The organism is Rodentibacter mrazii, assembly GCF_001998825.1.
Classification (GTDB): Bacteria; Pseudomonadota; Gammaproteobacteria; order Enterobacterales; family Pasteurellaceae; genus Rodentibacter; species Rodentibacter mrazii.
This window is the reverse complement of record NZ_MLHG01000066.1, coordinates 1-9,908: the sequence shown is the minus strand read 5'-3', so window position 1 is coordinate 9,908 and position 9,908 is coordinate 1. Positions and strand designations below refer to the sequence as shown.

13 protein-coding genes are annotated in these 9,908 nt (G+C 39.0%); 6 read left to right on the top strand and 7 right to left on the bottom strand.

Annotated elements, in window-relative coordinates:
- Positions 1-253, top strand: a 253-nt coding sequence (locus BKK47_RS12470) for a hypothetical protein (RefSeq protein ID WP_158074763.1), incomplete at its 5' end; no start/stop codon positions are given.
- 92 nt (positions 254-345) lie between these two features.
- Here BKK47_RS12470 and BKK47_RS09650 read toward each other — a convergent pair.
- On the bottom strand, positions 346-1,077 hold the full coding sequence (locus BKK47_RS09650; RefSeq protein WP_077494639.1) for a glutathione peroxidase: 732 nt from the start codon (positions 1,075-1,077) through the stop codon (positions 346-348).
- A gap of 124 nt (positions 1,078-1,201) precedes the next feature.
- Between BKK47_RS09650 and oxyR the strand changes: the two genes are divergently transcribed.
- Both oxyR and fabR read left to right on the top strand, forming a co-directional pair.
- Positions 1,202-2,107: a DNA-binding transcriptional regulator OxyR gene (oxyR, locus tag BKK47_RS09645; RefSeq protein ID WP_077494638.1), complete on the top strand. Its 906-nt coding sequence runs from the start codon at positions 1,202-1,204 to the stop codon at positions 2,105-2,107.
- Positions 2,107-2,742, top strand: a complete 636-nt coding sequence (gene fabR / locus BKK47_RS09640; RefSeq protein ID WP_077476755.1) for an HTH-type transcriptional repressor FabR — start codon at positions 2,107-2,109, stop codon at positions 2,740-2,742. Before oxyR ends, fabR begins: the two co-directional genes overlap by 1 nt.
- 102 nt (positions 2,743-2,844) lie before the next feature.
- Here the strand turns inward: fabR and BKK47_RS09635 are convergent, their stop codons facing one another.
- On the bottom strand, positions 2,845-3,666 hold the full coding sequence (locus BKK47_RS09635; protein ID WP_077494637.1) for a 5'-nucleotidase, lipoprotein e(P4) family: 822 nt from the start codon (positions 3,664-3,666) through the stop codon (positions 2,845-2,847).
- 233 nt (positions 3,667-3,899) lie between these two features.
- Between BKK47_RS09635 and ftsB the strand changes: the two genes are divergently transcribed.
- Genes ftsB through ispF form a run of 3 tightly spaced genes read left to right on the top strand, consistent with a single transcriptional unit; the run spans position 3,900 to position 5,331 of the window.
- A complete protein-coding gene (ftsB, locus tag BKK47_RS09630) occupies positions 3,900-4,178 on the top strand; it encodes a cell division protein FtsB (protein WP_018356106.1) in 279 nt (92 codons plus the stop codon).
- Positions 4,178-4,861: a 2-C-methyl-D-erythritol 4-phosphate cytidylyltransferase gene (ispD, locus tag BKK47_RS09625; RefSeq protein ID WP_077494636.1), complete on the top strand. Its 684-nt coding sequence runs from the start codon at positions 4,178-4,180 to the stop codon at positions 4,859-4,861. The genes ftsB and ispD overlap by 1 nt, the downstream gene beginning before the upstream one ends.
- The gene (gene ispF / locus BKK47_RS09620) at positions 4,858-5,331 is read left to right on the top strand and encodes a 2-C-methyl-D-erythritol 2,4-cyclodiphosphate synthase (RefSeq protein WP_077494635.1); all 474 of its coding nucleotides are present in this window, start codon (positions 4,858-4,860) and stop codon (positions 5,329-5,331) included. Before ispD ends, ispF begins: the two co-directional genes overlap by 4 nt.
- Positions 5,332-5,383: 52 nt before the next feature.
- Here ispF and BKK47_RS09615 read toward each other — a convergent pair whose 3' ends face one another.
- From BKK47_RS09615 to BKK47_RS09595, 5 genes are all read right to left on the bottom strand, one after another.
- Entirely contained in the window at positions 5,384-6,655 is a 1,272-nt protein-coding gene (locus BKK47_RS09615; RefSeq protein ID WP_077494634.1) for a heme biosynthesis protein HemY, read from the bottom strand.
- Between the two features lie 9 nt (positions 6,656-6,664).
- Positions 6,665-7,933: a uroporphyrinogen-III C-methyltransferase gene (locus BKK47_RS09610; protein ID WP_077494633.1), complete on the bottom strand. Its 1,269-nt coding sequence runs from the start codon at positions 7,931-7,933 to the stop codon at positions 6,665-6,667.
- A gap of 21 nt (positions 7,934-7,954) precedes the next feature.
- Positions 7,955-8,692, bottom strand: coding sequence for a uroporphyrinogen-III synthase (locus BKK47_RS09605; RefSeq protein ID WP_077494632.1), 738 nt, complete (start codon positions 8,690-8,692; stop codon positions 7,955-7,957).
- Positions 8,692-9,633, bottom strand: a complete 942-nt coding sequence (gene hemC / locus BKK47_RS09600; RefSeq protein WP_077494631.1) for a hydroxymethylbilane synthase — start codon at positions 9,631-9,633, stop codon at positions 8,692-8,694. The genes BKK47_RS09605 and hemC overlap by 1 nt, the downstream gene beginning before the upstream one ends.
- A 173-nt stretch (positions 9,634-9,806) precedes the next feature.
- Positions 9,807-9,908: EF-Tu C-terminal domain-related protein (locus BKK47_RS09595; protein ID WP_077495063.1), on the bottom strand; the 102-nt coding region annotated here is incomplete at its 5' end.

The following is a 9,908-nucleotide window of genomic DNA, read 5'->3' as shown; positions in this document are numbered from 1 at the left end:
CAGTAATTCTGAGTTGTCGAATTATTCTTGCGGAGCCAGCCTACATATTCTATTAGAAAAGCTTGAAAATAAGAAAATAGTTTTAGATATATGGAAAACTCTATTTAAAAATGAAAACTATAGCACTAATGATTTTTTCAATGCAATTCAAAAACATCCCTTAATTAACAAAGCTACTATAGAGATAATACATGATTTTATTTACAACGAAGGTGGGATTATTCGAGCAATAGAGCTTTTGAATATAAAATAAAGTAGGAGATAAAAAAGCCAAACTCTTTGAGAGTTTGGCTTTTTAGTTAAAGTTCCAAATTAAAAATAATCAGCTAAAATTACATTCCTACATTATGCGAAGTATTTTTCCAAATCTTCGCTACCACCGATGTAGTCGCCACCGATAAATACTTGCGGAACACTGGTTTTGCCGGTGATTGCACGCACAGAAATTGTACTTGCATCACGACCTAATACAATTTCTTCAAAAGTATAGCCTTTTGCTTTTAACAATGTTTTTGCTTTCGCACAGAACGGACAACCCGGTTTGGTGAAAACAGAAACCGATGGTTTTGCCGTCCAACCCGGTACTAAATATTTCATCATGGTATCTGCATCAGAGACTTTGAACGGATCGCCCGGTTCTTCCGGTTCAATAAACATTTTTTCTACAACGCCGTTTTTCACCAGCATTGAATAACGCCAAGAACGTTTACCAAAACCCAAATCTTCTTTGTTTACAAGCATACCCATACCTTCGGTAAACTCACCATTACCATCCGGAATGACGGTGATATTTTCAGACTCTTGATCAGCTTTCCAAGCATTCATCACGAAAGTATCGTTAACAGAAATACAGATAATCTTATCTACACCGGCAGCCTTAAATTCGCAGGCTAATTCATTATAGCGTGGTAAATGTGTTGACGAGCAAGTTGGCGTAAATGCCCCCGGGAGTGAAAATACAACGACAGTTTTGTTATCGAATAATTCGTTTGTCGTGACATCCACCCAAGCATCACCCTGACGAGTGTGGAATGTAACATCCGGTACTTTTTTACCTGTCATATCAGTTAAAGCCATATTTTTCTCCTTAATTTTTAATATCAATTTTATTTGCCTCTGGATTATAGCCAAAGTTGTGATATAGTTACAATCAATTAATTCTATTCTTTTGATTGACTTTTTCTATAAGGAAAAACTCCCAATGAACATTCGTGATTTAGAATACTTAGTGGCTTTATCTGAACACAAACATTTTCGTCGCGCGGCAGATTCTTGTAATGTGAGCCAACCAACATTAAGTGGGCAAATACGCAAACTTGAAGATGAACTTGGCATTATTTTATTAGAACGCACGAGTCGCAAAGTGCTTTTTACCCAATCAGGAATGCTTCTTGTAGAGCAAGCCCGCACCGTTTTACGTGAAGTAAAACTACTACAAGAAATGGCTAGCAACCAAGGCAGGGAAATGACAGGTCCATTGCATATTGGTTTAATCCCGACCGTTGGACCTTATTTACTCCCTTATATCGTACCAACCTTAAAAGAATCTTTCCCTGATTTAGAAATATTCTTGTACGAAGCACAAACACATCAGCTATTGGAACAACTTGAAACCGGGCGTTTGGATTGTGCGATTTTAGCTCGTGTTCAAAAAACAGAAGCGTTTATTGAAGTTCCTATTTTTGAAGAGAAAATGTTACTTGCCGTTTCCGAAGATCACCACTGGGCTAAAGAAGAAAAACTTTCAATGAAGCAACTCACCGGTCAAGAAATGCTCATGCTGGACGATGGTCATTGCCTACGCCACCAAACATTAGATTATTGTTTCACCGCAGGGGCAAAAGAAAATTCACATTTTAAAGCAACAAGTCTCGAAACTCTACGGAATATGGTCGCGGCTAATGCAGGTATCACATTTATGCCTGAACTTGCCGTGCGAAATGAAGGCTTACGTAAAGGAGTGAAATATATTCCATGTCATTCTCCTGAACCCGCTCGTAGTATCGCATTAGTATATCGCCCGGGCTCACCGTTACGCAATCGTTATGAGCGTGTCGCAAGTGCGATCAGCTCTAAGGTTAAATCTATTCTTGCCGGAGCAAAATAATGGCAGGCATTCGTGCAATTCAAAAAGAAAAAACGCGTCGGGCACTGGTTGATGCCGCATTTAACCAGCTTAGTGCGGAAAAAAGTTTTTCTAACTTGAGTTTGAGAGAAGTCGCACGTGAAGCGGGCATTGCACCAACATCCTTTTATCGTCATTTTAGCGACATGGACGAGCTCGGGTTAGAAATGGTGGACGAAGCGGGCTTAATCTTACGCCAGCTTATGCGCCAAGCCCGCAAACGTATTGATGCTGGTGGTAGTGTGATTTCTGTTTCTGTGGATACTTTTTTTGAATTTATCACAAACAGCACAAACGTATTCCGCTTACTACTGCGGGAAAGTTCGGGGACTTCCCAAGCATTCCGTACCGCAGCCGCACGTGAAATTAAACATTTTGTAGATGAACTTACGGAATATATTGCTCATAAACACCAATATCCGCAATATATCGCGTATGTTCAGGCAGAAGGTATCGTAACGATTGTGTTCACTGCCGGTGCAAATGCCCTAGATATGAGCAAACAGGAACGCGAACAACTTAAACAACGTGTCATCCTACAATTACGCATGATGGCAAAAGGTGCTGATTTCGCTGCCCAAAAAGAGAAATATGCACATCATAAAGAGCAAAAGTGAGAAAAAATCAGCCGCACTTTTCTTCTATATTGAAAGAACAGAACTTCAAATGTAAAAAGCGTTGCAAATATCGGCAACGCTTTATTTTAAACTCGGATTAAACTATTTACCGTCCCAGGCTTGGATTGCATCCAAACGAGCCTTAATTTTACTCTGGGTACCTCCTTTGAAGTAATCTTTTTTCAGACCACCTTCCCAACCGCCATAGTTTGCATTTGGTAACATAATATAAGTTTTACCAAATTTTGTTTTATTTTTTGCCACAAAGTCACGACGCTCTGCGTTAAGTTTACCGTGGACCGCATTACCAAAATCATCTAGATTATCACCCACATAAAGCACGATCTCATAACCTTGTTTTTCAATTTCAGCAAAACGTTCTGCTTTAGATGATTTATCTTTTCTTAAATAAAATGCGGATTCATCGATACCATTAAAGCCCAAACGTTTCATATCATCAATAGTGCCGGCTTTTTCTGTGCTGTCTTTACGGTTGGTAACATAGAATACTTTCCCTTTGTGAGAGTTTACGTAGTTATTAAATTCTACCGCACCCGGTATCGCACGGGATTGACGAGCTTCAACCCAACGGGTCCAATCTTTGCCATCGAACGGCTTATTATTTTGAACTTGCCAACCTGCATAAGGGCTGTTATCCAACATGGTTTCATCTAAATCTACGACAACCGCTTTTTTCTTGCCTTTTGCGACTTTTGCCTGATCAAAAGCCAATTTTGCTGCATTGTATGCTTGGTATGCTAAGGCCTGATATTCACCTGAATCTTGCATCCAGTTTAATCCCAACACCGCTTGTTGTTGTAATTGAGCGTTTGCGTGTGCTTCCTTATCAATTGTGTGCGCACATCCGGCTAATACAAAGGCGGAAATTGTAGCAAGTGCGGTCAGTTTTAACATTTTTTTCATCGTATTCTCCTCAAAAAAATAAAATAAAGCCAAAAAAGTATAGCAAGTTTTATGAAAAGTTTGCTGGAATTTCAGTTCATAGGTAACGAATTATCATAGATTTGTGATTAAGATCACATACAAGATGAAACAAATCCAAAAACGTAACAGAAATAGACCGCACTTTCCCATCGCCTTTATTGCCATTTCAAGATAAACTATAAGCATTTCTCACAATCTTTCAGACAACGTTTATGCGAATATTTATTGCGATTCTTGTAGGCATTCTTGCTATCTTTCAATACAATCTTTGGTTTGGCAAAAATGGTTACGTTGATTACAAAAAAGTTTCAACACAGATTACTGAAAATAAAGCTGAAAATGAAAAGTTAGTGCAACGAAACCAAATGATCTCGGCAGAAATTCAAGGGCTAACAAAAGGATTTGAATCTATCGAAGAACGTGCCAGAATGCAGCATGATATGGTGAAAGAAAATGAAACCTTCTATCACATTGTAAAAGAGCATAAATAATGTCACGAAAAATTATTGCGATTATTCCGGCCGCCGGTGTAGGTGCCCGTATGAAAGCGGGAATGCCTAAACAATATTTAACCATTTTAGGGAAAACGATTTTAGAACACACACTGAATCTTATGCTCAATCACTGTGCAATTTCTCGGGTTATTGTCGCTCTTGGGAAAGATGATCCTTATTCTCCCTCGCTCTCGATTCTCTCCCATGAAAAAATCCAACTCGTAGAAGGCGGAAATACTCGGGCAGAATCCGTTTTAAACGCACTGAATGCTGTTTTTGAAGAAAATGCTTGGGCATTGGTACACGATGCTGCGAGACCCTGTTTAACAGAAACGGATTTAAATAAACTGCTAGAAATCAATGATGAGCATGGGGCGATTCTTGCCATTCCCGTTACCGATACGATTAAACGTGGTGATAAAACGGGAACAATCCTTACAACAGAAGATCGCTCGCAACTTTGGCAAGCTCAAACGCCACAATTTTTCCGAGCGGATTTGCTAAAAAATGCCCTTAGTAAGGGACTAAAACTGAAGCATATTATTACTGATGAAGCTTCAGCTATGGAACTTGCCGGATTCCGACCGCACTTGGTGACGGGAAGAAGCGACAATATTAAAGTAACACGACCTGAAGATTTAGCTCTCGCAGAATTTTATTTAACAAGGAAAATAAGATGATAAGAATTGGACATGGTTTTGATGTACACGCCTTTGGTGAAGACAGACCATTAATTATTGGTGGCGTTACTGTCCCTTACCACACCGGATTTATTGCTCATTCTGATGGCGATGTTGCCCTTCACGCATTAACCGATGCCCTGTTGGGTGCCGCTGCATTGGGGGATATAGGAAAACTTTTTCCCGATACAGATATGCAATATAAAAATGCCGATAGCCGAGGTTTGCTACGGGAAGCCTTTCGTCAAGTGAAGGAAAAAGGCTACAAAGTGGGTAATATAGATGTCACCATTATTGCCCAAGCGCCTAAAATGCGCCCTTATATTGATGATATGCGGGCAGTAATTGCCGATGACTTAACCTGCAGTATTGAGCAAATTAATGTGAAAGCAACAACGACAGAAAAATTAGGTTTTACGGGAAGAAGTGAAGGCATTGCTTGTGAAGCTGTTGTGTTACTGATGAAATAACTTTAATAGGATAAAATTCAAGGCACAATGAATATTGTGCCTTTTTTATCTACTACACTTTCTCCTCTAAAAGTGCAATTGGATTTTCTTCGTTTTTTTCCACCGTTTCATGCTGAATAGACATCACATTTCGTAAACTTTCTTGGCGGATTTGTTCGGCAGCTGCTTTATCTCCGGCTTGCTCAAACACATAAGCCGCCATCATTGCATCATTAGATTCAAGCTGTTTCGGACAAGCAATAACTTTCTTAAAAACTTCCGCTGCTTTAGCAAATTCATTATTACGAACATATAAATAACCAAGCGCACGATTAACACTGCATTGTTGACTTTCATCTGCATGTTTAGCTCGTTTTTCCATTATCTTGATCAATTTCGTATTATCAATTGGCTGTAAACGAGTTATTTGTGTACAGAGCGTAGGGCTTAATGGCGTATTATCTCCCCATTTTTTCAATGCTTCGAGAGTAAATTCATAAGCTGATTCGTGATCATTACAATCAATTAAACGTTGAATCAACGCCACTTTTAAATTCAAATCGTTACGGCGACGACGAGGCTGTGCTTCCCACCAAGCAAGTAAACCATCCACGCCTTCTTCATTCATTTTCTCATCAAGTAAGCCGTTTTCAGTTTTAAGCTGTACGGCTTTAAATTCATCTGGAGAATATAAACCTGAACGCTGAATTAAATCCAAAATATTATCGAGAGCTTGATAAGCTTTAGACTGCGTATAAATTTCGACCGCTAATTTTAAGACTTCTTTATTTCGATCCGTCATCTCTAACAAGCTATCCACAGAGCTACGCGCTGCCGGTAATTTATTTTGTTGTAATAGAATTCGGGTACGTGCAATTTCAACAAGTAAATTATCTGAACCGGCAAGTTCGGTTGCTTCAATTAAATAACGATTTGCGCTAAATTCATCACCACGTTGTTGCGCCGCTTCAGCCGCTTTAATTAAATTTAAAATAGGTTCATCAGAATGTTTTGCATTCTTACCGATAAGTTTCTCTGCTTTAGTATAATCTCCTTCGTCCATTTTCATTAAACCTTCAAGGGTTTGTTTTTGTGCCTTGACACGTTTACGGCGAGAAAACCAACTGTAAGTATTATTACTTAAACGTAAGAAACGGCTAACCATCCACTCTAGAGCATAAATCACGGCAAGAGTAGCAATAAATAAAATGACGAGTGTCGTGATAGACATTTCATAAATATTGCCTGCCGTTTCAATACGAACATAGCCTTGCTGACCTGAAAGATACGGCCCCGCAACCAGTCCTGCAAGTAAAGCCAGCATTAAAAATAGTGTTCTAAACATAATCTATCCTTATTGTTGAGGCTCAACTGTTGATTTTTCATCTGTGGAAGGAGTACCCAGCTTAGCTGGACTCTCGTTCACATCATCTGATTTTGTTGATTCATCAAAAGACTTTTCAGATTCAATCTCAACTTTTTTTACTTCCACAGGTGTACGATTGAGATATTTATCAAGTAAGTTCAAACTTTGTAATTGATTTGGTACATCAACATAAATCGATAATTCCATTAATTCATCAATAGATTTTAAGAAAGTCTGCGTTACTTCTGTATTTGTATCAAAATAGCTGCGCACCCAAGTCGCCACTGCATCTAAAGACTGTTTATATAAATCATTTTGTTGACGCGATACCGCCATAATTGCTAATTGTAAACGTAAGCGAATATTTTCACGTAAATAAATATCTTGATTCGGTGCAAGTAATTCTTTTCTATCAGTACCTTGTTTCGGTGTTATTCGAATAAAATGATTTAAAAAAGAAACCGCACTTTTTTCTGCATTAGCTTGCCAATCGTCTAAAGAATCGGATAGTTTGGTCGAATCAGGGGTATCACCAAAATTAACATTCAGCAAAGGTAATTCATCTACTGAATTAGCTAACTGGGAAAGTTGCTGCATTACGGAATTTTGATCAACACTATCGACTGAAAGTAACTGTTTGAGATCTTGGTTAATTGCTGCGCGAATCGCCATTGACTCAGAGCTATTTACCTTCATTAAGGTTTCATTAGCCAACTTCAATAATGAAATTCCGGTATCTACATCACTATCTAATACTAATTTACGCAATGCATTGTTAAGCAAAAAATCGGCTTCTGAGAATAACCAATCATTAGGCTGTTGAGCTGCCGCTTGTTTACTCACGACGTCAAGTTGATGACGCAGTGTACCAAGCTCTTGTTCTTTTGCTAAAACCAACTGCTCAAATTGATTCAATTTATTTTGTGTGGCGGAAATATTTTTTTCAAGCGTAGCAACCTGTTCAGATTGAACATTCTCAGAAGAAGTTAAAGATGAGACATTCGTGATTTTTCCTTCAAGTGCGGTCAATTTTTGCTGAATTTCACCCACTTGTTGCTGCCCTAAATAATAACCTGCTCCCCCTATACCTAGAGCAATTAAAATAGCCAACAGGCTTAACCCAGTCCCTGTTTTTTTCACAATAGTTTGAGCCGGTTGAGAATTTGTTTCGGCAGGAGTTTCAGTTGAGGTTTTAATGGTACTCTCTACAGTATCATCAAGGTTTTCTGCAACCTCATTTGATTTATTTTTCGCCATATTCATTCCTTATTAGGTCATTTAGCTAAGTAATGTTTTCAACAAACTTTGGTTATCCGCTTTTGGAGAGAGGATGACAGTTTGCCACCCTTGGGATTTTGCTACATCCGCAATACGGGAACTCACCGTGACTAACTTGCAATTCTTCAGCCAGTCTTGTTCATTCTCAGGGAGAAATTCAATTAACGCATGTAAAATTTCTAAACTTGTCACTACTAACGTATCCACACCGGAACGTTTAATACTGCTCTGTTCATCACTATTATAAATTATAGGCTCTCGACGGTAGCATTCCACAATTTCCACCGTTGCCCCTCTTTTTTCCGCTTGTTCAATAAAATATTCACGTCCGCTATTACCACGTAAAATTAAAACCTGTTTTCCATTAAGTTGTTGCATCTGTGGAAGCGCAAGCAAAGCTTCACTATTTTCTTGTTCAATGGGATAGTGTATAGGTCGCTCGCTTTGACAGGAAAAATGCTGTGCAGTTCTTTGTCCAACAGTAAAGTATTGTAAATCTTCACGCCAATGGAAACCGATTTCTTTTAGTGTTTTGACCGAAAAATCGACCGCACTTTTAGACACAAGAAACACATAACTACCTGATTTTAAGCGGTTAAGTTTCCCGGGTAGGCTTTCCAGCTCCTTACCACTCTCAAAAGTAAATAAGGGCAAATGCAATGCCACCCGACCGGCTTGATTGAGTAAATCAGTCAGCTGTTTTCCACGCTCATCAGGACGGGTGACAAGAATCGCCATTATTTATCTCCTAATGCATAAACTTTTGCAAGAATACGATCGGCACCTTGTGCGAGTAATTGCTCTGCGATTTGAATCCCTAATTCTTCTGCTTTTTCAACCGCACTTTTACCTTCTGCTCGAATAATTGATGAACCATCAAGTTCACCAACAAGAGCACGTAAACAAATCTGGTTATTTTCAAGAACAGCGTAGCCACCGATAGGTACTTGGCAACCGCCTTGCAAGCGTGCATTCATAGCTCGTTCTGCCTTCACGCAAACAGTTGTCTCTTCATCCGCAAGCGGTGCGAGCAGTTCCTGAACGAGAAGGTCATCCGTTCGACATTCAATACCAACAGCCCCTTGTCCCGACGCAGGTAAAGAGGTTGTCACATCAATAAAAGAAGTAATACGCGCCTGCATACCTAAACGAATTAATCCGGCTGAGGCTAAAATAATCGCATCGTATTCACCATTATCTAACTTGCTTAAACGAGTCCCTACATTTCCACGTAACGAACGAATATCTAAATCCTGTCGTAACTGTTTTAATTGGGACTGACGGCGTAAACTTGATGTACCAACAATTGCACCTTCCGGCAAATCATTCAATGAAGCATAATGATTTGAAACAAAAGCATCACGTGGATCTTCACGTTTACAAATTACACTTAATCCAAGCCCTTCAGGGAATTGCATTGGCACATCTTTCATTGAATGCACCGCAATATCAGCACGTCTTTCTAATAGCGCATTTTCTAATTCTTTTACAAACAACCCCTTTCCGCCAATTTTGGCCAGTGGTGTATCAAGAATTATATCCCCTTTAGTAACCATTGGAACAAGCTCCACAGTTAGGGCTGGATGAATATTTTCTAAACGCTCTTTTACAAAATTCGCTTGCCATAATGCGAGCGGGCTTTGGCGTGTCGCTATTTTTAGAATAGTTGGTGTTGTCATAACTATATTAATATGTCAGCAATTTGATCATTATCGTATCATTCTTCTGAAAAAAAGTCAGTTTTCATTTAGCTTTTCTATCCAGTTAAATCATATCTATACAGTATAAAAAATGATATGAAAAAGGCAGATCTTTCGATCTGCCTCTATGTTCATTTAATTCATCAAATGAATTATTTAATAATTTTCGCAACAACACCCGCACCAACTGTACGACCACCCTCACGGATAGCAAAACGTAAACCTTGGTCCATCGCAATCGGGTGGATTAAGGA

Coding starts and splice junctions, on each gene's coding strand:
- ftsB (WP_018356106.1), top strand. CDS start 3,900: ATGCGAATATTTATTGCGATTCTTGTAGGCATTCTTGCTATCTTTCAA.
- fabR (WP_077476755.1), top strand. CDS start 2,107: ATGGCAGGCATTCGTGCAATTCAAAAAGAAAAAACGCGTCGGGCACTG.
- BKK47_RS09650 (WP_077494639.1), bottom strand. CDS start 1,077: ATGGCTTTAACTGATATGACAGGTAAAAAAGTACCGGATGTTACATTC.
- oxyR (WP_077494638.1), top strand. CDS start 1,202: ATGAACATTCGTGATTTAGAATACTTAGTGGCTTTATCTGAACACAAA.
- ispF (WP_077494635.1), top strand. CDS start 4,858: ATGATAAGAATTGGACATGGTTTTGATGTACACGCCTTTGGTGAAGAC.
- BKK47_RS09610 (WP_077494633.1), bottom strand. CDS start 7,933: ATGGCGAAAAATAAATCAAATGAGGTTGCAGAAAACCTTGATGATACT.
- BKK47_RS09605 (WP_077494632.1), bottom strand. CDS start 8,692: ATGGCGATTCTTGTCACCCGTCCTGATGAGCGTGGAAAACAGCTGACT.
- BKK47_RS09615 (WP_077494634.1), bottom strand. CDS start 6,655: ATGTTTAGAACACTATTTTTAATGCTGGCTTTACTTGCAGGACTGGTT.
- hemC (WP_077494631.1), bottom strand. CDS start 9,633: ATGACAACACCAACTATTCTAAAAATAGCGACACGCCAAAGCCCGCTC.
- BKK47_RS09635 (WP_077494637.1), bottom strand. CDS start 3,666: ATGAAAAAAATGTTAAAACTGACCGCACTTGCTACAATTTCCGCCTTT.
- ispD (WP_077494636.1), top strand. CDS start 4,178: ATGTCACGAAAAATTATTGCGATTATTCCGGCCGCCGGTGTAGGTGCC.